The organism is Shinella oryzae (assembly GCF_023038235.1).
GTDB lineage: Bacteria > Pseudomonadota > Alphaproteobacteria > Rhizobiales > Rhizobiaceae > Shinella > Shinella sumterensis.
On sequence record NZ_CP081988.1, the window covers coordinates 408,977 to 434,689 of the forward strand.

24 protein-coding genes are annotated in these 25,713 nt (G+C 63.8%); 10 read left to right on the top strand and 14 right to left on the bottom strand.

The genetic code is table 11. The features are described from left to right. Positions 1–4: 4 nt before the first annotated feature. Positions 5–1,039 (bottom strand): ABC transporter substrate-binding protein, encoded by a 1,035-nt coding sequence (locus tag K6301_RS18095; protein ID WP_134648779.1) that lies wholly within the window; start codon positions 1,037–1,039, stop codon positions 5–7. Positions 1,040–1,470: 431 nt separating this feature from the next. Between K6301_RS18095 and ssuD the strand changes: the two genes are divergently transcribed. Next, positions 1,471–2,640: an FMNH2-dependent alkanesulfonate monooxygenase gene (ssuD, locus tag K6301_RS18100; protein WP_247221930.1), complete on the top strand. Its 1,170-nt coding sequence runs from the start codon at positions 1,471–1,473 to the stop codon at positions 2,638–2,640. Positions 2,641–2,748: 108 nt separating this feature from the next. Here ssuD and K6301_RS18105 read toward each other — a convergent pair whose 3' ends face one another. The 7 genes from K6301_RS18105 to K6301_RS18135 all read right to left on the bottom strand — a co-directional run bounded on the left by K6301_RS18105 (position 2,749) and on the right by K6301_RS18135 (position 11,300). After that, a complete protein-coding gene (locus K6301_RS18105; protein WP_247221931.1) occupies positions 2,749–4,422 on the bottom strand; it encodes a glycerol-3-phosphate dehydrogenase/oxidase in 1,674 nt (557 codons plus the stop codon). A 14-nt stretch (positions 4,423–4,436) separates the two neighbouring features. Then, entirely contained in the window at positions 4,437–5,960 is a 1,524-nt protein-coding gene (locus K6301_RS18110) for an FGGY-family carbohydrate kinase (protein WP_247221932.1), read from the bottom strand. A gap of 67 nt (positions 5,961–6,027) precedes the next feature. Beyond that, a complete protein-coding gene (locus K6301_RS18115; protein ID WP_202402175.1) occupies positions 6,028–6,882 on the bottom strand; it encodes a DeoR/GlpR family DNA-binding transcription regulator in 855 nt (284 codons plus the stop codon). Between the two features lie 112 nt (positions 6,883–6,994). Next, entirely contained in the window at positions 6,995–7,942 is a 948-nt protein-coding gene (locus tag K6301_RS18120) for a D-ribose ABC transporter substrate-binding protein (RefSeq protein WP_134648774.1), read from the bottom strand. Positions 7,943–8,058: 116 nt separating this feature from the next. Then, entirely contained in the window at positions 8,059–9,099 is a 1,041-nt protein-coding gene (locus K6301_RS18125; RefSeq protein WP_160870563.1) for an ABC transporter permease, read from the bottom strand. A 12-nt stretch (positions 9,100–9,111) separates the two neighbouring features. Beyond that, positions 9,112–10,653 (bottom strand): sugar ABC transporter ATP-binding protein, encoded by a 1,542-nt coding sequence (locus K6301_RS18130; RefSeq protein WP_247221933.1) that lies wholly within the window; start codon positions 10,651–10,653, stop codon positions 9,112–9,114. Next, the gene (locus K6301_RS18135; protein ID WP_247221934.1) at positions 10,650–11,300 is read right to left on the bottom strand and encodes a DUF2291 family protein; all 651 of its coding nucleotides are present in this window, start codon (positions 11,298–11,300) and stop codon (positions 10,650–10,652) included. The genes K6301_RS18130 and K6301_RS18135 overlap by 4 nt, the downstream gene beginning before the upstream one ends. A gap of 732 nt (positions 11,301–12,032) precedes the next feature. Between K6301_RS18135 and K6301_RS18140 the strand changes: the two genes are divergently transcribed. Genes K6301_RS18140 through derI form a run of 6 tightly spaced genes read left to right on the top strand, consistent with a single transcriptional unit; the run spans position 12,033 to position 18,348 of the window. Continuing rightward, positions 12,033–13,583: an FGGY-family carbohydrate kinase gene (locus K6301_RS18140; RefSeq protein ID WP_247221936.1), complete on the top strand. Its 1,551-nt coding sequence runs from the start codon at positions 12,033–12,035 to the stop codon at positions 13,581–13,583. Between the two features lie 46 nt (positions 13,584–13,629). Then, positions 13,630–15,141: a glycerol-3-phosphate dehydrogenase gene (locus K6301_RS18145; RefSeq protein WP_247221937.1), complete on the top strand. Its 1,512-nt coding sequence runs from the start codon at positions 13,630–13,632 to the stop codon at positions 15,139–15,141. A gap of 8 nt (positions 15,142–15,149) precedes the next feature. Continuing rightward, a complete protein-coding gene (locus K6301_RS18150; protein WP_247221939.1) occupies positions 15,150–16,085 on the top strand; it encodes a sugar phosphate isomerase/epimerase family protein in 936 nt (311 codons plus the stop codon). A 43-nt stretch (positions 16,086–16,128) separates the two neighbouring features. After that, on the top strand, positions 16,129–17,073 hold the full coding sequence (locus tag K6301_RS18155) for a sugar-binding transcriptional regulator (RefSeq protein WP_247221942.1): 945 nt from the start codon (positions 16,129–16,131) through the stop codon (positions 17,071–17,073). A gap of 28 nt (positions 17,074–17,101) precedes the next feature. Beyond that, a complete protein-coding gene (locus tag K6301_RS18160) occupies positions 17,102–17,872 on the top strand; it encodes a triose-phosphate isomerase (RefSeq protein WP_247221943.1) in 771 nt (256 codons plus the stop codon). Between the two features lie 14 nt (positions 17,873–17,886). Continuing rightward, positions 17,887–18,348, top strand: coding sequence for a D-erythrulose-4-phosphate isomerase (derI, locus tag K6301_RS18165; RefSeq protein WP_247221944.1), 462 nt, complete (start codon positions 17,887–17,889; stop codon positions 18,346–18,348). Positions 18,349–18,390: 42 nt separating this feature from the next. On the opposite strand, the gene K6301_RS18170 is transcribed toward derI, so the two are convergent. Further along, positions 18,391–18,837, bottom strand: a complete 447-nt coding sequence (locus K6301_RS18170) for a PPC domain-containing DNA-binding protein (protein WP_160870557.1) — start codon at positions 18,835–18,837, stop codon at positions 18,391–18,393. 55 nt (positions 18,838–18,892) lie between these two features. Further along, complete coding sequence (gene otsB / locus K6301_RS18175; protein ID WP_247221945.1) at positions 18,893–19,705, bottom strand: trehalose-phosphatase; 813 nt, start codon at positions 19,703–19,705, stop codon at positions 18,893–18,895. Between the two features lie 108 nt (positions 19,706–19,813). On the opposite strand from otsB, the gene K6301_RS18180 reads away from it, so the two are divergent. Then, positions 19,814–20,890 (top strand): ROK family protein, encoded by a 1,077-nt coding sequence (locus K6301_RS18180; protein WP_160870555.1) that lies wholly within the window; start codon positions 19,814–19,816, stop codon positions 20,888–20,890. A 21-nt stretch (positions 20,891–20,911) separates the two neighbouring features. Here K6301_RS18180 and K6301_RS18185 read toward each other — a convergent pair whose 3' ends face one another. The 4 genes from K6301_RS18185 to K6301_RS18200 all read right to left on the bottom strand — a co-directional run bounded on the left by K6301_RS18185 (position 20,912) and on the right by K6301_RS18200 (position 23,606). Then, positions 20,912–21,214, bottom strand: a complete 303-nt coding sequence (locus K6301_RS18185; RefSeq protein ID WP_134648761.1) for a plasmid stabilization protein — start codon at positions 21,212–21,214, stop codon at positions 20,912–20,914. Between the two features lie 91 nt (positions 21,215–21,305). Then, positions 21,306–22,055: an SDR family NAD(P)-dependent oxidoreductase gene (locus K6301_RS18190; protein ID WP_247221946.1), complete on the bottom strand. Its 750-nt coding sequence runs from the start codon at positions 22,053–22,055 to the stop codon at positions 21,306–21,308. Between the two features lie 10 nt (positions 22,056–22,065). Beyond that, positions 22,066–22,833 (bottom strand): SDR family NAD(P)-dependent oxidoreductase, encoded by a 768-nt coding sequence (locus tag K6301_RS18195; protein ID WP_247222539.1) that lies wholly within the window; start codon positions 22,831–22,833, stop codon positions 22,066–22,068. A 41-nt stretch (positions 22,834–22,874) separates the two neighbouring features. Beyond that, positions 22,875–23,606, bottom strand: a complete 732-nt coding sequence (locus tag K6301_RS18200; protein ID WP_247221947.1) for a GntR family transcriptional regulator — start codon at positions 23,604–23,606, stop codon at positions 22,875–22,877. A 193-nt stretch (positions 23,607–23,799) separates the two neighbouring features. Here K6301_RS18200 and K6301_RS18205 point away from each other — a divergent pair, with 193 nt between their 5' ends. Continuing rightward, complete coding sequence (locus tag K6301_RS18205; RefSeq protein WP_247221948.1) at positions 23,800–24,813, top strand: SIS domain-containing protein; 1,014 nt, start codon at positions 23,800–23,802, stop codon at positions 24,811–24,813. Positions 24,814–24,894: 81 nt separating this feature from the next. Beyond that, positions 24,895–25,707, top strand: coding sequence for a PfkB family carbohydrate kinase (locus K6301_RS18210; RefSeq protein ID WP_247221949.1), 813 nt, complete (start codon positions 24,895–24,897; stop codon positions 25,705–25,707). The last annotated feature ends 6 nt before the right edge of the window (positions 25,708–25,713 follow it).

The window sequence follows — 25,713 nt, forward strand, 5'->3', positions numbered from 1 at the left end:
GGCATCACGCGAAGATGTCGATGGTGATGCGGTTTGCGATCTCGTCTGGGTCCGTCGACGCATCGATGACGCCCGTCAGCTTGAGATCCTCGTAGCCGATCTTCACCTCCTTCAGCAGATCCTTGCCGAACCAGTGGTCGTGGTAGGTAAAGGAGGAGAGGACTTCCGTCAGGTCTTCCAGCGGAAGGCCGGGCTTCAGCGTATCGAAGTACCACTTGGCGACCTCGTCCGGGTGTTTCGCCGTGTACTGGTGGATTTCCAGATTGGCGGCGGCGACGCGCTTGATGGCATCCTTGTTGGCCTCGTAATAGTCGCCGTTGACGCCGAGCACGCAGCACACGCGGTCCTTGAAGGTACCGGTCTGCGTGTCGGCGACGCGGCGGAAGCCGTGCTGCTTTTCATAGGAATAGGCCCAGGGGTCCATGTGCGCGACGGCATCCGCCTCGCCCTTCAGCACGCCTTCCGCCACGAGATCGAACGGAAAGACCTTCCAGGTGACATCGGTCTCGGGATTGAGGCCCGCCTTGGCGAGCGCGACGGAAAAGGCGACGCGCGACGGCGACATGACATCGAAGGTGCCGATGGTCTTTCCCTTGAGGTCCGTCAGAGTCTTGATGTCGGAGTCCGGCTTGACGAGCACGCTCTGGCAGCCGCCATGCGAACCGGCAAAGAGCCGTACGTCGAAACCCTGCTCGATGGGCTTCAGCCAGTCGTACAGCAATCCCGGCCCGGCTTCCGCCTTGCGGGTGGCGAGCGCCTGGATCAGGGTCTGGCCGCTGGCGCCCTGATAGAACAGCTCCACATCCAGGCCATGCTTGGCATAGATGCCCTTGGAAAGACCGAAGCCGACGGGCGAATGGCAGGCCGCCACTTCCGTCCATTCCAGCTTGATCGGGATCGGATTGCCGGCGATGGCATAGCGCGTCGAGCGCGCACCGATGATACCGGCCGTGGCCGCTGCGGCGGTCACCCCGGCCGCCTTGATCAGGCCGCGACGCGACAGGCCCTTGGAAAAGATGGATTCGGATTGCTGGGTCATCAGAGGTCCCCTCGACTGTTGATGACACCAGCTTAGTTGAAACGCTTATTGTTTATAGATTTTATAGATTATAAGTCGCCGTGTGGCGGGAATATTGTTTTGCCGAGTGCCGCCGCTCGCGCATTCTGGTCCTCATCACGGGAGAGGAAACGACTTTTCCGCCTATCAAGGCGACCACAGCGGTCGAGGACAGCCTGAATGAAACATTTTGTCGGGAGAACGCGTCGATACGGCCCATATTCGCGTGAAAACCGCGGCAGACGTCGATCGCGTTTTTACCCTCCGCGGGTCGCGATAAAAATCCACGGGCATCCGCCACAAGAGAATTTAATTCCTTACTGAAAATATAGAATTTATTATTCTCCGGGAAACGCCTGTGTTCTCAGGCGCATCATAAGAGACGGCACCATGCACACCGCAGGAGACATTTCGTGACGAAGACAGCCAATCCCCTCGATTTCCTGTGGTTCATCCCATCATCCGGCGACGGTTCCTATCTCGGCTCTGACAAGCTGAGCCGTCCATCGGATCCGGGCTATTTCCGCGAGATCGCCGTTGCCGTCGATCGGCTGGGCTATTCGGGCGTTCTCATCCCGGTCGGCGCGGCCTGCGAGGAGTCGTTCGTGCTTGCCGCGGATCTCGCCGCGCGTACGGAACAGCTGAAGTTCCTCGTCGCCATCCGCCCCGGCACGGCAACACCGGCCTATTACGCCCGCCTCGCCTCGACGCTCGACCGCGTGTCGAACGGCCGCCTGCTGCTCAACATCGTCGTGGGCGGCAGCGCGCAGGAGCTGGCCGGCGACGGCATCTTCCTGCCGCATGACGAGCGCTACGACCACGCCGCAGAATTCTTCAAGGTCTTCAACGAACTGATCGAAACCGGCCGGTCCACCCTGGACGGCAAGTATATCAAGGCAATCGATGCCCAGCTCGGCCTTCCTCCGGTGCAGGAGCCGCGCCCGCCGATCTATTTCGGTGGCTCCTCGGACGCCGCGATAGACTTCGCCGGCGGTCTCGTCGACAAGTACCTCACCTGGGGCGAACCGCCCGCGCAGGTGGCCGAAAAGATCGCGCATGCCCGCAAGGCCGCCGCCGCCAAGGGCCGCGACGCGACCTTCGGCATCCGGCTGCATTTCATCGTGCGGGAAACGGACGACGAGGCCTGGGAAGCGGCCGACAGGCTGATCTCCCATCTGTCCGACGAGGCGATTGCAGCGGCACAGGAAGTGCTGACCAAGAATTCGGATTCGGTCGGCCAGGCGCGCATGGTCGCCCTGCACAACGGCCGCCGCGACAAGCTGGAAGTCTCGCCCAACCTTTGGGCCGGCATCGGGCTCGTGCGGTCCGGCGCAGGCACGGCGCTGGTCGGCTCGCCGAAGACGGTTGCCGCGCGCCTGCGCGAATACCAGGACCTCGGCATCGACACGGTCATCGCCTCGGGTTATCCGCATCTCGAAGAGGCCTACCGCGTCTCCGAGCTGCTCTTCCCGGAACTCGGCCTGCCCGGGCCGCGCAACCAGCTGCGCGCCTCCTTCGGGCACCATCAGGTCTTCGGCGGCGGCGGCCACGGCGGCAACGTCAAGCTCACCTCCGCTTCCTGAGTACCACGCCGTCGCCCTGCGTCACGCCGGAGCCTCCGGCGTGCGCCTTGATCGCGGGTTCTCGGGGCGGCGACCAGCCACGAGGATGTGTTAAGCGGGAGGCCGCGCCTAAAGGCTGACGCGGTTGAAAGCCGTGAGGTGTGCGGTGACCGCAGCGAGCTCCTCGGCCCGCTTCTCCTCGCTCCAGCCGAGAGCCGCAGCCGCAACGCGTGCGATCTCGTCGAGCCCCGTCGCCGTCAGCTTGCCCTCGATCGCAAGCGTCGTGCGGCGCATGACGATGTCGGCGAGATGGCCGACCATCTCGTTGCGCACGATCCAGTCGATCTCGCCCTGCCCATAGCCTTCGACATGGACGAGCGGCTGGTCGCCCACCTGGCGGATATGCGCCAGCACCGCGTCGGCGGTCGTGCCGTACCGCGCAAGAAGCGCTTCTATCCGAGACGCCGGAAGGCCACTTTCTGCGGCACGCCGTCCGATCCACGCCTTGCGCGCAGGCTCGTCCGTCGGGAAATCCCGTCCGCCACCGATCGGCAGCATCTGGGTGCTGACCGTGCGGCTGCGACCGATGCGCGAGAGGATCGTGTCGGCGACTTCCTCGGCAAATCCACGAAACGTCGTCCACTTGCCACCGACCAACGAGATGACCGGGAACGGCCGACCTTTGGACGGCTCGGCGACCGGTGCCGAATGGTCGCGGCTGATCAGGCCCGGATTGCTGGCATCGGAGGCCGGGAGCGGACGAATACCGCTATAGGCATAAACGATCTGCTCGCGGCTGAACTCGAGTTTCGGCAGGAGGGAGCGCAGGCTGGCGATGAAGTAGTCGATCTCGTCTTCCTCACAACGCACCGTATCCGGATTGTCGGCCTTGATATCCGTCGAACCGACGAGGGCGAGCCCGAGGAAATCGTAGACCAGGCAGATGCGCCCGTCATCGGCCTCGAAATAGATCATCCGGCCCTTCAGGCTTTTCACCAGGTCCGGATGCTGCAGCAGGATATGCGAGCCCTTGGTACCGCCGATCAGCTTGCCGGATATGCCGAGCGTTTCATTGACGTGATCGATCCACGGGCCGGCTGCATTCACCACGGTCCCGCCGCGAACCAGCCGTTCGACGCCGTTTGCGTCGTGAAGCGTGATCACCCCGTCCTGTTGGCCGATCAGCGTGGCGCCATTCATCGCGCGTGAGCCTACGCTGGCGTCAAGGCCATCGCGCACCAGTTCCCAGACGAGCCGCTCGGGCCGGCTGATCTTTGCATCATAATAGATGCCGCCGGCGACGATGCGTGGCGTCAGCGCCGGCATTTCCTGAAGCGCCTTGCGGCGAAAGAAGAACTGGTGCTTCGGCATCACCCGGTGGCGCGCGCCGTAGAGATCATAAAGCGCCAGGCCGATCTTGATGAGCACGGCGCCACGGCTGCGCGGTGCCGTCGTGGAGCCGAGAAGCGTGCGCAATGCGGCAAAGGCCCCCTTCATCAGGGAGAAGGACGGGATGAAGGTCGGCAGCGGCTCCACGCAATGCGGCGCGTTGCGCAAAAGCAGGTTGCGCTCCAGCGTCGACTGCGCGACGAGGCCAAGCTCGCCGGTCTCCAGATACTTGATGCCGCCGTGGATGAGGCGCGAGGGCGCTGCACTGGTGCCGGCGCCGAAATCCGCCTTTTCGACAATCAGGCACTTCAGCCCCTGGAGGCAGAGATCGCGAAAGAGCCCTGCCCCGTTGATGCCCGCGCCGAGAATGATGACGTCGAATGTCTCGACCGCATCGGCTGCCATGTCCGTCATGATGGGATGTCCTGTTACTGTGCCGCGCCGCCGAGACGCCGCAGCGTCGGCCAGAGCGGCTTCATGGCCTCTGCGAGATCGAGAAACACCCGGTACTTCTCGTCATAGGCTTTCTGCCGGTCGGGGTCCGGCTGATAGGTCGTTTCGATCGACGCCAAATCGCGGGGATCGTCCGTCGGGGAGGCGAAAAGCCCCGCGCCGGCACCGGCGCAGAGCGCCGCGCCCCAGGCGGCAGCCTCCTCGGTGCGCGTCGCCGTCACTGGCATGCCGAGAATATCGGCGAAGAGACCGGCCATGGCCGGATTGCGCGAGACGCCGCCCGTCAAGCGCGCCGAACGGGGTGCAAATCCATCGCGCAACGCATCGGCATGGACACGGTGGTTGAAGGCGATGCCTTCCAGCACGGCGCGCACCAGATCGCCACGGTCATGCCAGGCATTGAGGCCGTAGAAACCGGCGCTCGAAGCGCCACCGAACGGCGAGCCGAAAAGATAGGGATGGAAGAAGACGCTCGACGGTCGGGCGCGTGCCGCCTCGAATTCCTCACCGAGAATGGCGTGGATGCTCTGACCGGCGGCTTCCGCCGCCTTCGCATCACTGGCGCAGAACTGATCGATGAACCAGTCGTAATTAGCGGTCGAGGCCGGCGAGATCGACATGCTGTTCCATTCGCCGGGAAGGATGCCGTTGCGGCAGAACCAGCGGGCATCGACCTTCGGCGCACGCGACACCGTTTCATTGATCGAATAGGTGCCGGCAATGACGGCGACGACACCCTCGCCGTAACCACCCATGCCGAGCGCGGAGGCGGTGACGTCGTGGAGACCGGCCATGACGGGCGTGCCCTCGACGAGGCCCGTGAGGCGCGCGGTGGCCGCAGTCACGCCGCCGACGACCTCGGTAGAGCCTGCAATCGGTGGCTGCCGGCCGATGAGCCCGTCCAGTCCGAACAGGCGCAATGCGTCGTCAGTGTAGTCCTGGGTGCGAACGTCGGTGAAGGACGTGCTCGCCTCCGTCCGGTCCGTGCCGATCGTGCCGCAAAGGCAGAAGCGCAGCCAGTCCTTCGCGGCGATGAAATGCGCAATCCGCGCATAACGTTCGGGCTCGTTGTCGCGTATCCAGCGCAGGATGGCAGACGGCGCCGAGGCGTGCGGCTTCTGGCCCGTCAGAGCCAGCGATTGTTCGCCGATCTCGGCACTGTTCCAGGCATCCGCAATCGCATCGGCGCGCGTGTCGAGCGAGACGATGGCGTTGCCGAGCGGTCGCGTATCCTTGTCCAAGAGGTAGATGCCGTCGCCATGGGCCGTGGCCGCGATGGCGACGATGTCGGAAGCCGGACGGCCGCAGCCGGAGACCGCCTCACGGATCGCATCCGCGGTCGCCGCCCACATGCCGTCCATGTCGCGCTCGATATGCTGCGGCGCGGGGATGAGCTGCGGGACGCGCCGACGGGCGGTGGACAGAACCGTGCCGTCCGCATCGAAAATCACCGCCTTCGTTACAGTCAGTCCGCTGTCTATACCTAGGATGCAGGGCATCGTTGTCTCCATTCTCAAGCGAAGGAGAAACGCACCCGGCATCAGTCGTCCGCACCAGGCGAACCCTTCAGCCGGACCGCTCCCCGTCCGCCACTATGACGTTGATCCCCTTCGAGCGCAGGCGCGACAGATGGGAGACCGGAATATCCTCGTCGACGATCACGGCGTCGAATTCCTGCAGCGTCGCGAAGTGATGCAGCGCGCGCCGCTCGAACTTGGTGTGATCAGCCAGGAGCACGCGACGCGACGCGCATTCGAACATCGCCCGCTTGGTCTCCACCGTCTCCGGCGACTGGTGGTAGACGGCCTCGTCGACGATGGCCGAGAGCGACATGAACACGGTATCGGCGCGCAGCCGGCGGATCTCGTTGGTGGTGATGTGCCCCATGAAGGCATTGCACCAATGGTAGAACTGCCCCCCGAGACAGATGAGGTTGATGTCCTTCACCTCCTTCAGCTCGGTGATGAGGACGAGGGAATTGGTGATGACCGTCAGCGGCACCTTGGCCGGCAGGAAACGCGTCATCTCGTGGACCGTGGTGGCATCGTCCATGAAGATCGCCTGCCCCGGCTCGACGAACTGCATCGCCGCCCTGGCGATGGCCTTCTTCTCCTTGGCCTGCTTGGTCGCCCGATAGGCGTCGGAGGACTCGATCAGGCTCGTCGGCGCTGCGGAAACGATGCCGCGCGTCTTGCGAAACAGCCCACGGCTGACAAGTTCGTCGACATCGCGATGGGCGGTCATCAGGCTGATGCCGAAACGTTCGGTCAGGTCCTCGATGCGCAGCGAGCCCTCGGCGATCACCGCCTCGGCGATCATCTGGCGTCGCGCGATCTGTCGGGCATGCCGGCTGTCGCTCGGCAACTCCTCCGAAAGCAAATCCTTGACATCGACTTTCTTGTTCACGGGAAATCCTGCCATGCTTCGAGGTAAGAGCTGTCGTATCTCGTATCGGGCGGCAAGGAGAATACTAGGCCGACCGGGCAGTGCCCTGGTGGGATGGGAGCGCCCCGAAAGGCGCCCCCGGTCTCGATTACTCGCTCAGAACGAACGGAGCGGTGTACTTGTCGACGTTGTCCTTGGTGATCAGCAGGCAATCGAAGAGCTGCTTTTCGGTTTCAACGCCGGTCGAGCCCGTCTTGATGACGTTGTCAGCCTGCTTGACGGCTGCTTCCGAGAAGACGGCAACCGGCTGAAGGACCGTGTACTGCAGTTCACCGGCCTTGATGGCGGCGACAGCGTCCGGCGAACCGTCGAAGCCGCCGACCTTGACCTGGTCGAGCTTGCCGGCTTCCTTCAGGGCAGCGATGGCGCCAAGGGCCATTTCGTCGTTACCGCTGATCACGCCGATGATGTCGGGGTTTGCCTGGAGCAGCGACTGCATCTTGGCATGGCCCTTGGTGCGGTCCCAGTCAGCGACTTCGCGGCCGACCTTCTCGAGGTCCGGGTACTGCGTCAGCACGGTTTCATAACCGTTGGAACGCGTTGCGGCGTTGTTGTCGGAGGGCGCGCCGAAGAGTTCGACATACTTGCCCGTCTCGCCGACCGATTCGACCCACTGCTGCGCACCGAGAGCGGCGCCCTGAGCGTTGTTGGAGACGAGCTGCGCCTTGGCGAGGCCTTCCTGGTTGATCTCGGCATTGACGAGAATGACCGGAATGCCGGCAGCAACGGCCTTCTTGACCGCGCCGACCGAACCGTCGGCGTTGGCCGGATCGAGGATGATCGCGACCGACTTGTTGGTGATCGCGGTGTCGATCAGGTTGCTTTCGGTGTTGGTGTCGCCCTTGTGCGCGCCGACATTGGCCGTGTAGCCGAGGCCTTCGGCCGTCTTCTTGGCAACTTCGCCTTCCGTGAACCAATACGGGTTGGACGGATCGTTGACGATGACGGTGATGAGGCCTTCGGCCCAGGCCGAGCTGAACAGCAGAGGCACGACGGCCGTTGCTGCGAAGAGGATACGCATACCTTTTTTGAACATAGTCTCACTCCCTTTGTTGAGTCCGTTGACGCCGGTGTCCGGCAATACTTTCCGCGGCCGGCTCCTCGATGGTCCGCCTCGTCGGGCCGCGGTCAGTTCCAGTCAGCCGTCGCGTTTCAGCGACGGCCGTATTTGACGCTGTTCAAGAGAACGGCGGTAACGATGACGGCGCCGGTGAAGACCGTCTGCCAGTAGGCGGAGACGCCGATGATCACGAGGCCATCCGACAGGAAGCCGATCACGAAGGCGCCCAGCATGGTGCCGATGACCGTGCCGCGGCCACCCGTCAGCGCCGCACCGCCGATCACCACGGCCGCGATTGCGGTCAGTTCGTAGGTGGTGCCGGCCGTCGGGCCTGCCGACGTCAGCTGCGAGGACAGAACAAGGCCCGCTACGGCGGCGCAGATGCCGGAAAGCACATAGACGCTGATCTTGACGCGCTTGACCGGCACGCCCGACAGTTCGGCCGCGCGCTCGTTGCCGCCGGACGCATAGAGCCAGCGGCCGAAGGCGGTACGCGTCAACAGGATGTGGCAGACGACCGCGAAGACCAGGAGAACGAGGACACCGATCGGCACGCCGGCCAGACGGTTGAAGCCGAGCCAGTCGAAACCGGTATTGCCAAGTTCCGGACGGCCGCCGAGATTGTTGTAGGTGAGGCCGTTGGTCATCAGGAGAGCGATGCCGCGGGCAACGTAGAGCACGCCGAGCGTGGCGACGAAGGCCGGGACGCGCAGATAGGCGATCAGCACGCCGTTGACCGCGCCGACGACCGCGCCGAGCAGGCAGGTCAGGACCACGACGACCCAGACGGACGGATAGAGGATCACCCCGATTTGCGGCAGCGTCACGCCCTGCATCAGGAAGCCCGCGACCACCCCGGCAAGCCCGAGCGTGGAACCGACCGACAGGTCGATGCCGCCATTGAGGATGACGAGCAGCATGCCGATGGCCAGAAGGCCGAAAATCGCCACATGCGACGCCATGATCAGGAAGTTGTTGATCGTGAAATAGTTCGGCGACATCAGCGAGAAGACGACCACGATGGCGATCAACGCGAAGAAGGCGCGGCCTTCGAACAGCAGTTCGACAAGGCTTTTCTTGCGCTTGCCGCCGCTCGTCGCCGCCTTCGTGTCTATTGCAGGTGTGACTGACATGCTTCAGCGCTCCTAATGGGCATGCACGGCTTCGCCGGAGGCGGCCATGATCTGTTCCTTGGTCGCATCGGGACCGAATTCTGCGGAAATGCGGCCACGCCGCATGACGATGATACGGTGCGCAATGCTGAGGCACTCGCCGACCTCGGAGGTCGTGTAGACGACGGCAAGGCCCTGCTTTGCGCGCTCGGCCAAAAGCTTGAACACTTCCGCCTTGGCGCCGATATCGATGCCGCGGCTGGGCTCGTCGAGCAGGATGACCTCGGGGTTGGTCGCCAGCATCTTGCCGATAACCACCTTCTGCTGGTTGCCGCCCGAGAGCGAACCGATCGCCGCGTCGCCGCCATCCGTCTTGATATGCACCTTGCGGATCGCGTTGCCGACGAGATCGAGCTCGCGGCCGGCGGACGTGAAGAGACCGCGGGTGAAGGAGCCGATGCTGGCGAGCGAGAGGTTGCGACCAACGGTCATGGTCTGCACCAGACCGTCGCGCTGGCGATCTTCCGGCACGAGCACGAGGCCATCGCGGATGCACTGGGCGATCGACTGCCCCGTCACGTCCCTGCCCTTCAGCACCACCTTGCCGGCCGTCGGCGTGAGCCGTCCCGCCGCCGTTTCCAGCAGTTCCGTCCGTCCCGCGCCCATCAGGCCATAGATGCAGACGATCTCGCCCTCGCGGACGGACAGCGACAGGCCGTCGACGACCGAGTAACCGGCGCCGCCGGGATCGGACACGGTCAGGCCTTCGATGGAAAGCGCGACATCCCCCATCTCATAACCCGTCGGCGGCGAGCCGAGATCGAAGTTCTCGCCGACCATGTGGCGGACGATCCATTCCAGATCGATCTCCTCGCGCCCGGCATAGGCCGTCATGGCGCCGTCGCGCAAAACCACCGCATGGTTGGTGATCTGCAACGCCTCTTCGAGGTGGTGCGAAATGTAGACGATGGAGACGCCGCGGGCGGTCAGGTCGCGAATGACCTTGAACAGCACTTCCACCTCGGAGGCGCTGAGCGCCGAAGTCGGCTCGTCCATGATGAGGATTCGCGAATTGACGGACAGCGCGCGCGCGATCTCGACGATCTGCTGCTGGCCGAGGCGCAATTCCTCCACCGGGGTCAGAGGATCGATATCCTCTTCGAGCTCTTCCATCAGGAGGCGCGTCTGGCGCTCTTCTTCCGCGAAGTCCACGCCCGTCGCCGTCATGATTTCGCGACCCATGAAGATGTTGTCGCGGACGTTCATGTTGGGAGCAAGGCTGAGCTCCTGATGGATGATGGAGATGCCGCGGTCGCGTGCTTGGGAGGATGACGCGAAAGCGACGGATTCCCCATCGAGTATGATTTCGCCGGACGTGGGTTGCACCACGCCGGACAGGATTTTCATCAGCGTCGACTTGCCGGCGCCGTTCTCGCCGAAAAGCGTCGTCACTTCGCCGCGGCGAATGTCGAAATTCACGCCCTTCAGGGCATGGATATTGCCGTACGACTTCGCCACATTGCGTGCAGCGAGGACGACGTCACCCTTCTGGCCGATGTCGGCAACTTCACTCATTGGACGTCGAACCTCACGGGCGTCACGATCCAGCTCTTCGGGTTGACCGGCTTGAAGACGCCGATGACAGTCACGGTCTTGCCCTCGATCGCCGCCGGATCGAGATTGCCGAGAACGACCTTCTTGACCTCGTTGTTGATGGCGGAACCGGCGTCCTGGTACTCGATCTGGTTCTTGAACTGGCCGAATTCGATCTTGCCCGTCGCATCGCGCAGATCCGTGCCGTTGAGTGCCGGCCCGGTCTGGACGCGCACGGTCAGCTCGGCCGGCAGACCCTCGACCGCAACGACATTGTAGTTGGCCTTGCGCTCGCCGAGCACACCCGTGAACTTCACGGGAAAGACCGGCCCGACGGACGTGGCGACGCCATACTTTTCGCCGGCAGCCTTCCTGTCGGCCGCAATGGCCTGCGACAGCTCGACAGCGTCGACGGCGCGCCCTTCGACATCCTGCTTGATGATCGGGAACTGCTCGGCACCGAAGGCGACCGGCGAGAACTTCTGCACCTGGACGTCGGCGTCCGAGCCGATCGTCACGATCTTCGTGTCGAAGGCCATGGCGCCGACGAGCACGATGGCGGCTGCAATGCCAAACCAGCGATAGGACCGCGCCGGCTGCGGCGATTTCGAAAGCGTGGCTTCAGTCATGTCCGTTGACCCTGAAATAGAACGAGGAGATTTCCAGCGAGGACGACGGCGACAGAAGCGGCGCGCCGCTTACGCAGCGTCCGTTTAAGGGGATCTGAAGACCAGAAGATGTCACGACGTCCTCCCATGAACGCGCTGGCCAGATCTCCTCACCCGCCTCGCGCTGCATTGCACAAACCTTCGCATCTGCGGTATGTGCACGTTATATGTCCCAACACATATGTTAACTTAACACAGGCTGTCAATCGGACTTTTTTCGGTAATCCACATTGGCGCGCCGTGCTGCACCCGCAGGAAACATTGGTATTTGCGGTTCCGGCAGAACATGAGGGATGGCGGATAATTAACTTCAGAAAAATCTATCAAACAACTGCTTATAATGAATTTATCAACAATATTAAATCAACGCATCTCGGGATTGGGCGACGCTAGAGCAAGCGCCCAGAACCCTGCTTGCCGCGGTCGCGCATTAAAAATCGCGCCCAATCGGCATTCGGCGGAACGTCCGCCTGCGTTGAAAAAAACTCCATTGTCCGAAATTTTTTCCGCGACACGCGATAACTTTGTGTTATCTTCTGCGTCGAGGTACGGAATATCAGCGTTATTTTCCCTTGCGGGGCGGCATCACCGACGGGTCAAGGAAACCACGCGCTTCCGGAAAGACGTGTCGGGAGGACTGAATGCCCTGTTTTGGATCAGGCAACGCGGCGGACGCCGTTGCACGGGTGCGCCATGACTGAGGCGCAGGACCTGATCATCGGCATCGACGCCGGCACATCGGTCATGAAGGCGGTGGCCTTCAGCCTGAACGGCCGCCAGATTGCCAGCGCATCCGTGCGCAATACCTACAAGACCGGCGACGACGGCTCCGTCACGCAGTCCCTCGACCAGGCCTGGCACGACTGCACGCGCGCGCTCCGCGGCCTGGCGGACAAGGTCGTGCGTCTTGCTGATCGCACCGCCGCCATCGCGGTTACCGCCCAGGGCGACGGCACCTGGCTCGTCGGCGCCGGCAATCGGCCGGTTGGGGACGCGTGGCTGTGGCTCGACGCCCGTGCCGCCTCCACCGTCGAGCGCCTTGCCGCGACAGATGCGGACCGCGCCCGATTCGAGGCGACGGGAACCGGGCTCAACACCTGCCAGCAGGGCACGCAGCTTGCCCATATGGACCGCTATTATCCGGAGCTTCTCGCCGGTGCGGAAACGGCCATGCACTGCAAGGACTGGCTCTATCTCAACCTGACGGGCGTGCGTGCGACGGATCCTTCCGAAGTCAGCTTCACCTTCGGCAATTTCCGCACGCGCCAGTACGATACGGATGTGCTGGCCGCGCTGGGCCTTACGCACCGGCGCAACTTGCTGCCCGAGGTCATCGACGGCACACAGACGTCGCACAAGCTGACCGCAGAGGCGGCCGCGGCATCGGGCCTGAGAGCCGGAACGCCTGTTAGCCTTGGCTACGTCGATATGTGCATGACGGCGCTCGGTGCCGGCGTGCGCAGCGAGGGCCGCAACGCGGCCTGCTCCGCCATCGGCTCGACCGGCGTTCACCTGTTGGCCACGGCCGTGGAAGACGTGGTGCTGAACGCCGAACGCACCGGCTATGTGATCGCGCTGCCGATTCCCGGCATCGTCACCCAGGTCCAGACCAATATGGGCGCGACCATCAATCTCGACTGGCTGCTGCAATTGGGCGCCGACATGCTGGGCGAATTCGGTGTCAGCGTCGGGCTGGACGAGATGATCGCCCGCGTCGACCAATGGTTTGCGGCAAGCAAGCCGGGTAACATTCTCTATCACCCCTATATTTCGGAAGCCGGGGAACGCGGGCCCTTCGTCAATGCCCGCGCGCGCGCCAATTTCACGGGCCTTTCCAGCCGCCACCGCTATCCCGATCTCGTTCGCGCCGTGGTCGAGGGTCTCGGCATGGCGACACGCGATTGTTATGCCGCCATGGGCGCCCTGCCCTCCGAACTGCGCGTGAGCGGCGGAGCAGCCCGGTCAGCCTCCCTTCGACGCACGCTCGGCGCCGCCCTTGGAGCGCCGGTGCGCGTCAGCACGCGCGAAGAAGCCGGAGCCGCAGGCGCCTCGATGATGGCAGCCGTCGCCATCGGCGCCTACCGTACCATGGACGACTGCATCGCCGACTGGGTGACGCCCGAGCTCGGCGCGGCCGAACAGCCCGACATGGAAGCGTCCGAACGCATGACACGCCTCTTTACCGCCTACGCGGATGTACGCCGGGGCATCGCGCCCGCCTGGGACATCCTTGCCGCGCGCTGAGGAAAACGATGATCGTGCCGCTGCGGCGGCGCCAGAGGAGACTGATATGAACGAGCCACAGCTTATTGACCTCTTCGTCATCGGCGGGGGCATCAACGGCGCGGGCATCGCACGCGACGCTGCCGGACGCGGTCTGTCCGTCGTGCTGAGCGAAAAGGACGACCTTGCCGAAGGCACCTCCTCACGCTCCGGAAAACTGGTCCATGGCGGCCTTCGCTACCTGGAATATTACGAGTTCCGTCTGGTCCGCGAAGCCTTGATCGAGCGTGAGGTGCTTCTCAACGCCGCTCCCCACATCATCTGGCCGATGCGTTTCGTTCTGCCCCATAGTCCTGAGGATCGGCCGGCCTGGCTCGTGCGCCTCGGCCTCTTCCTCTACGACCATCTCGGCGGCCGCAAGAAACTGCCCGGCACCCGCACGCTGGACCTCAAGCGCGATCCCGAGGGCACGCCGATCCTCGACCAGTACACCCGCGGCTTCGAATATTCCGATTGCTGGGTGGACGACGCCCGCCTCGTGACGCTGAACGCCATCGGCGCCGCCGAGAAAGGCGCCGTCATCCTGACCCGCTCGCCCACCGTATCGGCGCGCCGCGAGAATGGCGCCTGGACCGTCACGACCCAGAACAGCGTGACGGGCGAGACCCGCACGTTCCGCGCCAAGTGCCTCGTCAACTGTGCCGGCCCCTGGGTGACCGACATCATCAACCGCGTCGCCGGCTCGAATTCCGCGCGCAATGTCCGCCTCGTGAAGGGCAGCCACATCATCGTTCCAAAGTTCTGGGCGGGCGCGAACGCCTATCTGGTCCAGAACCACGACAAGCGTGTCATCTTCATCAATCCCTACGAGGGCGACAAGGCGCTGATCGGCACCACTGACATCGCCTATGAAGGCCGCGCCGAGGACGTTGCCGCCGACGAGGCGGAGATCGATTACCTGCTGAAGGCCGTGAACCGCTACTTCAAGGAGAAGCTTCGCCGTCAGGACGTGCTGCATTCCTTCTCCGGCGTGCGCCCGCTCTTCGACGACGGCAAGGGCAACCCCTCCGCCGTTACCCGCGACTATGTGTTCGATCTCGACGAAACCGGCGGCGCACCGCTGCTCAACGTATTCGGCGGCAAGATCACGACGTTCCGCGAACTTGCCGAGCGCGGCATGCACCGCCTGAAACATATCTTCCCGAACATGGGCGCCGACTGGACCGAGAAGGCGCCCCTGCCCGGCGGCGACATGCCGAATGCCGACTACGAGACCTTCGCCAACAGCCTGCGGGACATCTATCCCTGGATGCCGCGCAAGCTCGTCCAGCACTATGGGCGCCTTTATGGTACACGCACGAAGGCCGTCGTCGGCAATGCCGCCGGCATCGGAGACCTCGGCCGGCATTTCGGCGGGCAGCTCTACGAGGCGGAAGCCCGCTATCTCGTCGAGAACGAATGGGCGCTGACGGCGCAGGACATTCTCTATCGCCGCACCAAGCACTACCTCCACCTGACGGAAGCCGAACGGGCCGCCTTCGCGGACTGGTTCAGCACCAGCCGCCTTGCAGCGGCGTGAGGAAAACCATGCCACTGACGCTCTCGCTCAACACCAATCCGCTCGTCAACCGCTTTGCCGATCCTGACGACCTCATCGATACGGTCGCACGGGATCTCCGGCTGCGCGATCTTCAGCTGACCCATGAGTTCATCAATCCAAGCTGGAATGCCGATACGATCCGCCGCCTGACGCGACAGATGGACCGCGCGCTCCAGCGCACGGGCGTGCGTGTCACGTCCGGCATGACCGGCCCCTATGGCCGTCTCAATCATTTCGGCCACCCCGACGCAGAAGTGCGGCGCTATTACATCGACTGGTTCAAGACCTTCGCCGACATCATCGGCGATCTCGGCGGCCAGTCCGTCGGCACCCAGTTCGCGATCTTCACCTACAAGGACTATGATGATCCGGTCCGTCGCGAAGACCTGATCAAGATCGCAATCGACTGTTGGGCAGAGGTCGCCGACCACGCCCGGGACGCCGGCCTCTCCTACGTGTTCTGGGAACCGATGAGCGTCGGGCGCGAATTCGGCGAGACGATCAAGGCCTGCCTCGCCCTGCAGGATCGCCTGACGTCGGCGAACATGGCCGTTCCCATGTGGATGATGGCCGATATCGACCATGGGGACGTGACGTCCGACAACCCCGACGACTACGACCCCTATGCCTGGGCACGCGCCGTTCCGACGGTATCGCCGATCATCCACATCAAGCAGAGCCTGATGGACAAGGGCGGCCATCGGCCGTTCACCGCCGCATTCAACGCCAAGGGCCGCATCCAGCCGGAACCGTTGCTGAAGGCATTTGCCGAAGGCGGTGCGGTCGACAACGAGATCTGCCTCGAACTCTCCTTCAAGGAACGCGAACCGAACGACCGCGAGGTCATCCCGCAGATTGCCGAAAGCATTGCCTTCTGGGCGCCCCATATCGATACCGGTGCATCCGATCTGAAAATAGGCTGAATAACCCGGCCCCGCCGGATGACAGCAGGACAGGACATCATCGATGACCGATAACGAAGATTCCCTCGCCGTCCGTGCCGCTTGGCTGCACTATGTCGGGGGCTTCACCCAGTCCGCCGTGGCCAAGCGGCTCGGCATTCCCTCGGGCAAGGCGCACCGACTGATTTCGCGTGCGGTGGCCGAGGGCGTGGTGAAGGTCAGCATCGACGGGGATATCGCCGAATGCGTCAACCTGGAGGTCGCGCTTTCGGAGCGCTACGGTCTGGATTACTGTGAGGTCGCCCCCGATGTCGACGATGATGCGCTTGCGCTGACGGCGCTCGGCCATGCCGGCGCGGATTTCCTCCGCCGGGAAATCGAGGGCGGCGCGGCTGCCGTCATCGGCCTTGGTCATGGCCGCACGCTGTCGGCGGCCGTCCATCACCTGCCGCGCATCAGCGCAGGCAATGCGCGTTTCGTCTCGCTGCTGGGCGGGCTCACCCGCGATTACGCGACAAACCCCTATGACGTGATGCACCAGCTTGCGGCAAAGACCGGCAGGCAGGCCTATGTGATGCCCGTACCCTTCTTCGCCAATACCGAAGACGACCGCGAGGTGCTGCTTGCCCAACGCGGCGTCAGCGATGTGTTCCATCTCGCCCGCAGCGCCGATCTGAAGATCGTCGGCATCGGCACGGTGGACAGCCAGGCACACCTCGTCACCTCCGGCATGCTGCACGCCGACGAACTGGAGGAAATCGCAGCGCTTGGCGGCATCGGCGAACTGCTCGGCCACTTCTTCGACAACAAGGGCCGTATCCTGGAAACATCGGTGACGGCACGAACGCTTGCGGCCTCCTTCACCGAGCCCGGCCGGGATCGCATCGTCGCCATTGCCGGCGGCCCGGCCAAGACCGAAGCCATCCGGGCCGTTCTGCACAGCTACAAGCTTCACGGCCTGATCACCGACGAGCGAACCGCCCGTCTTCTGCTAGAAAGCTCCGCATGAGGCACACAATGACGAGGGAGAATACACCATGAGCGACGGCCAGAACTTCTGGGTCGGCACAAGCTGGAAGATGAACAAGACGCTGGCCGAGGCAAAGGTTTTCGCCGAGGGCCTGAAGGCTGCCGACAAGGATCGCCATGCCCGCATCCAGCGCTTCATCATCCCGCCCTTCACCGCGGTGCGCGAGGTCAAGGCGCTGCTTGCCGAGACCTCCGTCAAGGTCGGCGCACAGAACATGCACTGGGCCGACGAGGGTGCCTGGACCGGCGAGATTTCTCCGGTCATGCTGAAGGACTGCAATCTCGACCTCGTCGAACTCGGCCACTCCGAACGCCGCGAGCATTTCGGGGAGACGGACGAGGCTGTCGGCCTGAAGACGGAGGCCGCCGTGCGTCATGGCCTCGTGCCGCTCATCTGCATCGGTGAAACGCTCGCGGACCGGGAAAGCGGCAATGCCGACGCCGTGTTGGCGCAGCAGGTTCGCGGCGCCCTCGGAAAACTCCAGGGCGCACAGAAGGAAGCGGAAATCCTGCTCGCCTATGAGCCCGTCTGGGCAATCGGCGAAAAGGGCATTCCGGCAACCGCAGACTATGCCGATGCACGGCATGCCGAAATCGCCAGGGTCGCGGAGGATATCCTCGGCCGCCGGATCCCGTGCCTCTACGGCGGCTCGGTCAATCCGCAGAACTGCGAAGAACTGATCGCCTGCCCCAATATCGACGGGCTTTTCATCGGCCGCTCAGCCTGGAAGGTTGAAGGCTATCTCGACATCCTGGCGCGTTGCGCCGCCACCCTCTGAAAAGGAGTTGCACCATGAAACTTGCTATTGCCGGTGACAGCGCGGGCGAAGGCCTCGCCAAGGTTCTCGCCGATTACCTCAAGGACCGCCACGAAGTGCACGAAGTCTCGCGTACCGATGCCGGCCCGGATGCGTTCTACGCCACCCTCTCCGACCGCGTCGCCTCTGCCGTCATCGCCGGCGAATATGACCGCGCGATCCTCGTCTGCGGCACTGGCATCGGTGTGTGCATCGCGGCCAACAAGGTGCCCGGCATCCGCGCGGCGCTGACCCACGATACCTATTCTGCCGAGCGCGCGGCGCTTTCCAACAATGCGCAGATCATCACGATGGGCGCACGCGTCATCGGTTCGGAAGTCGCAAAGACCATCGCGGACGCCTTCCTGGCCCAGACCTTCGACGAAAACGGCCGCTCGGCCGGCAACGTCAACGCCATCAACGAGGTCGACGCCAAGTACAACACCGCCGGCTGGTGAGCCGCCCTTGAAGGGCGGGGACAGCCGTCTCCGCCCTTCTTTTCAAGCCTGGTCGATATCGATCAGCGCGATACCCAGTTCGGCACGGCGCCTGCGGCGCAGTTTCGCCGGCGTTTCGCGCACCACCACCTCCAATGTCGGCCGCACATGGCCTTCCAGGAAATGGCCGCCCCTCGTGCTCCCATCGGACAGGCCGAGCACGACGTGAAGATGCAGGCTCGCCTTGCCCTCGTCATCGACGGCAATGTCACCCATCAGGCTGAGCACCTCCGACTGCACCTCGACAGGTATCCGCTTGTAGTTCTTCGTCTCGAACTCGAAGAAGGCAATGGTCGCCGACCGGAAAGCGCCGATGGCGGTGACGGACGCCGCCGTGATCCGTTCCTGCTGCGCGAACGCGGTGAGACATGCGAAAGCCTCATCGCCTTCTTCGAGGATCAGGATGAAGGTGCGTTCCCCCGCATCGTTTGCCAGTAATTTGTGCTTCATCGTTCTCTCCCTTGCTCCGAAGGGAAAGGCGTGGAACCGGTTTGGGTTCCGGCCTCTACGACGCCGACGCCTTCTTCTCGCCGGTTGAGGACGCGATGGTCGCCAGCGCCGAGCGGATCGCGGACGGGGAGGATGCCTTGGCGAGCGCGCAGGTTTCGGTCGACAGCGAGCCGACGCGGATCGACTGCCCGCCCCGCGCATTGGCCAGCGCAAACATGGATTCGTCGGTGAGATCGTCGCCGATCGCGATCGGCAGGCGCCCGGCAAACACGGGCTCTTCCAGGTAGGACGCAACCGCCTCCCCCTTGTCTGCGCGCGACGGCCGGATTTCGAACACCATCTTGCCGGGTTGCAGCACCCAGTCCGGTCCCGCCTCCTCGGCGAAGGCACGCATGATCTGCTCGAGCGCCTTGTCATAGGCGGGCGCCAGCCGGTAATGGGCCGCGACGGCAGCACCCTTATCCTCGATCAGCACGCCCTCCATCCATGCCGTCTGCTGCAGCAGGCGCAGCTTGATGGCCGCGAAAGCCGGGGTCTCGACGACGGCATTCACCTTGCCATCCGCGCTGCGGAACTGCGCGCCGTGCAGCCCGGCAATGGGGAAGCGATGCGGTGCGAAGAGGCCATCGGCGTAAGGAAGGCTCCGGCCTGTCACGAGCGCCAGCGCGCCGCCGAGACGGGCCGAAATGGCGCTGAGATCCGAAGCGAGCGACAGCGGGACCTGAATGGCATCGGGCGTCGCCGCAAGGTCGAGCAGCGTGCCATCGATATCGAGGAAGAGTGCCCAGCGCTCCGGTTCGTCGACGAGGCGGCGAACGAGACGGCGGGTGGCCGCGTCCGACGGACGCAATTTCTCCAGTTCAGTCATGGCATTGCAAGTAGATCGTAAATCCGGCCCGGCAAGGGGGCGTGCCGGAACAAGTTTCATCGCCCCGCATTTGGGTTCTGCGTTTCGTCACGGGGGCTGGGAGCTGGTATGACCAAGAAGAAGAAACCGCAGGAGAGCAACGGAAGTGCGGCGCCCGTCGCCCACGGCGCGGAGGATCTGCCGGCGGTGACGGTGGCAAGTTACAACCTGGAGGTCCGCGACAAGGACGGCTTCATCGGCGACCGCGCCAACAAATCTGCCTTCCGCGACATGCTCGATGATTGGCGCAAGCGAGCGCGGGACGGCGGATCGGATCCCCTCGGAGACATCGCCACAGGCGACCTCTCGAAGAAGGACGTCGACGCCCTTCTCGACCAGCTCGAAACGGAAAAGGCTGCCCTTGTGCTTTCCGCCATCGACGATTTTTCACGGGAGCTCGCCGGCGTCCTGACCCGCTACATGAAGGAAGACCCGTGGAAGGGCGTGAAGAAGATCGTGGTCGGCGGCGGGTTCAAGGACAGCCTGTCGGGCCTTATGGCGATCGCGCGAACCGGCTTGCTGCTGAAGGCGGCCGGAATGAAGGTGGACGTTCTGCCGATCGAGCATCACCCTGACAAGGCCGGTCTCATCGGCGCGGTCCATCTCATTCCTGCCTGGATGCTTCGGGGCCACGACGCCATCATTGCCGTCGATATCGGCGGGACCAACATCCGTGCCGGCATCGTGAAGCTCAATCTCGATGAGAAGCCGGACTTCTCAAAGGCGAAGGTGTGGAAATCGGAACTGTGGCGTCACGCCGAGGACGAACCGCGACGCACCGCGACCATTGCCTATCTGGTCAGCATGATCGAGGACCTGATCGCCAAGGCGAAGAAGGCGAAGATCGCACTGGCGCCCGTGATCGGCATCGGATGTCCCGGGATCATCGCAGCCGACGGTTCGATTGCCCGGGGCGGCCAGAACCTTCCAGGCGGCAACTGGGAAAGCACCCATTTCAACCTCCCGGAAGCGCTTCGCAAAGCGATCCCGCAGATCGCGGACCACCCGACCTTCGTCATCATGCACAACGACGCGGTTGTTCAGGGCCTGTCGGAAGTGCCCCGCATGGCCGATGTCGACCACTGGGGCGCAATCACCATCGGAACCGGCCTCGGCAACGCAAGCTTCGTTCGAAAACAGGACTAGGCCGGCACGAGGCCCGTCGCGTCAATGATGCCTCTCCTTGCGGGTTTCGGCGGCTTTCTTGGCGCTGGCCGAACGCTCCGATGCAGGGCGATCAGCCGACGCGGCGCCACCCTTCCGGCCGCCTTTCTTGGCGGAGGCGTTCGTATCGGCCTTGCCTCGGCCCGAGCCGGATTTGTTGCCGCCGCCGCTATCCTTGTTGACGGTGGCCCAGGCGCGGCGCTCGGCTTCATCGTTTGAAACACCGCGCTCCTTGTAGCCTTCCTCGATATGCTCGGCCTTGCGCTTCTGCTTGTCGGTATAGGCGGACTTGTCTCCCTGGGGCATGTCGGGTCTCCTCGCTGTTGCATGGATTATGCCCAAACGAGAGGACCCGCGCGATGTTCCATGCCGCCCGAACGTCCGCCGGAGCCGGACGTCAGATCTTTGTTTCCTGCAGGATGTTTCCGCCGTCCACCACCAGCACGGCGCCGTTGATGTAGCTGGCCTTCGGCGAGGCAAGGAAGGTGACGGCTGCGGCAACCTCGTCGGGCCGGCCGGCACGGCCGCAGGGCGTCGCCTTCGCCGCGCGGCGTTCTTCGTCGGTGGAAGCGCCGGTATCGATCCAGCCCGGCGCGACGGCATTGATCGTGACGCCACGCGGGCCGGCCTCCAGCGCAAGCGCATGCGTCATGCCCACCATCCCGGCCTTCGCGGCGGAGTAGGCCGTTTCACCGCGATTGGCGACATAGGGCCCGGTCACCGACGCCACGTTGACGATACGGCCATAGCCATCCGCCAGCATGTCCGGTAGGTAGATGCGCGTCGCGAGGAAGGCGGTCTTCAGCGTGACGGAGATGCCACGATCCCAGTCGGCCTCCTCGAGATCGACGAATTCGCGCTGCAATGCCGGCTGCGCCAGACTTCCCATGCCGGCATTGTTGACGAGGATGGCGGCGGGGCCGGTCACACGGCGCAGGGTCTCGACCGCAGCCTTCGCGGTCAGATCACAGATATGACCCGCTGCCGAAAAGCCGGCAGCCTGGAGTTCCTGCGCCCGCTGGAGGATGCGTTCGCTGGTGGCGACGAGATGAACGGCGAGGCCCTCTTCGGCCAGGCTTCTGGCGCAGGCGAAGCCGATGCCGTCCTCGGCGCCTGCCCCCGTGATGATCGCGGTCTTGCGCTGCATATGCTTCTCCTCAGTAGCCGGCCGTCACGCCGAAATCGATCGAAAGGGCCGCACCGGTGATCGGGGCGGCACTCTCCTCGCACAGGAAGGCCACCATGCGCGCAATCTCCTCAGGCCGGATGAAGCGGGCGGCCGCCTGCTGCGGATAGTTCGAGAGGAGCTTCGCCTTGTAGCCTTCCGGATCGCCGCCGCCATAGCGCTCGGCCTGGAAGTCGATCATCGGCGTGGCGACATCGCCGGGGCAAACGGCATTGACCCGGATCTGCCGCGGCGCAAGCTCCAGTGCCAGCGCCTTGGTCAGCAGCACGAGCCCACCCTTGGACGCGCAATAGATCGATGCGCCGTTATTGCCGACGAGACCGGCATCCGAAGCGATGTTGACGATGGCAGCGCCCGCGGCGAGGTGCGGGATGGCCGCCTGGATCAGGAAGAACGCCCCCTTGAGGTTGACGTCGAGAACGATATCCCAGTCGTCTTCCGTCATCGTGACGGCATCGCCCTCACGCCAGACGCCGGCCGCGTTGACCAGTACGTCGAGGCGGCCATGCCAGCCGATGACGGCTTCGACGGCGGCCGCGCAGGCGGAAACCTTGCGGATATCGAGTGGCACGCTGAGCACGTCGGCACCCTGTGCCTTCAGTGCCGCCACCGCAGAGGTCAGGCGCTCGGAGGCGAGGTCAGCAATGGCGACGGCGTAACCGGCGGCGGCGAGACGAGTGGCGATTGCTATTCCCATGCCGCCGGCGCCGCCGGCCACGAGTGCGACTTTCCGATTGATCTCTTCGGTCATATCCACCTCTGATGTGAAAGGTCTGGCCGCTACTTGCGCGTCAGGCTGAAGGAGAAATGGCTACCACGATGATAATCGATGGCGTAGTTCACCGGTTCGCCCGCAGCGTTGAAGCAGGTTTCCGTGATGAGCAGGGCGGGGCCGAAATCGCGCAGGCCATGCCGGTCGATCACGTCCTGGGGCAGCATGACGGCCGAAACGCTGGCCGCCGACATGCGCGGCCGATTTCCGTACCGTTCCATGAGGTCGAGCAACGACCCGCTCCACTCGATGTCATAGAGCGGACCTGGAACAAGAGCACGCGGGAGGTAATCGACGCAGTAGAGAATGGGCGTGTCGTCATGCAGGCGGATACGCTCGATGCGGATAACCCTGTCCGTCGGCGCCAGCCGCAGGCTTTCTGCGACACGCTTTTCCGGCTTCTCCTCCGCGATCGACAGCACGCGGTTGACCGGCCGGTAGCCGTATTGGCGCGCCATGTCGGTCACGCTCTCGAAAGCCGTAATCGGCCGGTCGACCTGCACGGCCGACAGCGCGGAGACGAAACGGCCGCGGCCGTGCTCGACAAAGATCACGTCGTCCTGCTCAAGCAGTTTCAGCGCCTCGCGCAGCGCGGGACGGGAAATCTTGAAGCGCTGGGTCAACTGGGCTTCGGTCGGCAGCTTGTCGCCCGGCTTCAGCCCCTCCCCGCGAATGAGGTCGGCGATCCGGTCGCGGAGCTGAACGGCAAGCGTGCGCGAATCGCGCAGAGGTTCCTCCACCGTAAGCCTCGTTTGATCGTTGGTCCTGTCCTTTCTTGTCTGACAAATCCGGGCGGGTCAAGGTCGAGGTTGATTGGGCGCCAACAAGCGAAATTCCATACGACGGCGCAGCAGGCCGCCGGGCACATCTTGACAGATGATAGTCATGATGTCAGTTGTCTTACAACTTTCGCATTCTTCAGGAAGAGCCGTCATGCTGAACTTCGACGAACAGAGATTTCTTCGCATCCAGGCCGGCGCGGTCGCATTGCGGCAGCGCCTGGAGACCGTTATTGCCGGTTGCCTCGACGCCGGTGCCGAGAACATCTTCTTCCTCGGCACGGGCGGTGCGGCGATCCTGATGCAGCCGGCAGTCCAGCTCTTGCAACGGCGCTCGCGCTTTCCCGCCTTCATCGACATGCCGGCCGAACTCGTCATCACCGGCTCCGCCCATCTGACGAACAGGTCCATCGTCGTCATGCCGTCGCTTTCCGGCACGACGAAGGAAAGCGTGGCGCTGCTGGAGAAGCTGAAGGCGATCGGTGCCACCGTGCTCACCCTTGTCGGCAATGCGGATACGCCGCTCGGGCAAGGCGGCGACCATGTCTTCGTCAACGCCGCGGCCGACGACACCTCGTCGGAATCCTTCTACCTGCAATCCCTCTTCATAGCGCTGGCGATCCTGCACCATCGCGGCGAGATCGCGAACCACGATGATATCGTCGCCGGGTTGGATCGCATGCCTGAACTGCTGTTGGAGGTGAAGCGCGCCTACGAGCCACAGGCGGAAGCCTTTGCAAAGGTTCTTGCCGGATCGGACTATCATATCATCACCGGCGCGGGAAACGTCTGGCCGGAAGCGTTCTACTACGGCATGTGCATCCTGGAAGAGATGCAGTGGATACGCACCCGCCCCGTCCACGCCTCCGACTTCTTCCACGGCACTCTGGAACTGGTGGAAAAGGATGTCAGCGTCATCCTCTTCAAGGGCGAAGACGAATTGCGGCCGCTGGCAGAGCGCGTCGCATCCTTCGTACCGCAATATACCGACAGGCTGACCGTGCTCGACACCGCCGCCTTTGCGCTACCCGGCCTTTCGGCTGAGGTCCGGGCGCTTGTTTCACCCGTGGTGCTGGCAACCGTTCTCGAACGTATCAGCGCCCATCTGGAGGTCATGCGCAATCATCCGCTGACGACCCGGCGCTACTACAAGCGGGTCGCCTATTGAAACCACGGCTTGACGATAGCCTGAAAGTCGGAAATGCAGGAGCCGACGTCCATAGTTTCAGAGCCTTACCCTGGTATGCTCATGACGCGCCTTAAGTTCGCCGCCGTCGGCGATAACTGCATAGATCGCTTCGGCCCGCCGCTCTCACAATCGCTCGTGGGCGGGAACGCGGTGAATGTCGCCGTGCAGCTTGCGCGGCTTGGACATACGGCGCTCTACTTCGGCGCGGTCGGCGATGACAAAGGCGGCCGGCGGACGAGCGCGGCGCTGGCCGCAAACGGGGTGGACGTCACATATCTGTGCAAACGCCCCGGCATAACGGCCTATACCGATATCGAGATCACGCCCTCGGGCGAGCGCATCTTCGTCCACGAGGATTTCGGCGCCTGTGCCGGCTACAGGCCCGACGATGCGGAAACCGCGGTTCTCAAGACCATGGACCATGTTCATATCGGCTGGCTGGACGATGGCGGCGCCCTGCGGCGAACCCTTGCAGCGGCAGGCGTCAGCATCTCACAGGATATTTCCGTCAATGCGAATCCGGCCGATCTGGGCATCGCGGGCCTTTCCGTCGTCTTTGCCTCAGCCGGCGACGACCATGGCAAGGCAGACGTTATACTGCGTAAGCTGCTTGAAGACGGTGCACTCCTTGCCGTGGTCACCCGTGGCAGCGACGGCTCGATTGCCGGCGACGGGCATGAACGCGTCGAGATCGGCAGCTTGACCGTACCGGTCGTGGATACGACAGGTGCAGGCGACAGCTTCATCGCGGGCTTCCTGGCCGCCCGTATCGGCAAACGGCCGCTTTCGGATTGCCTTACCGCCGGGCGTGATCATGCGGCCCTGACCTGCACCCATGTCGGCGGCTTCCCGCAGGAACCGCAGCCGCTCTGATGCAAG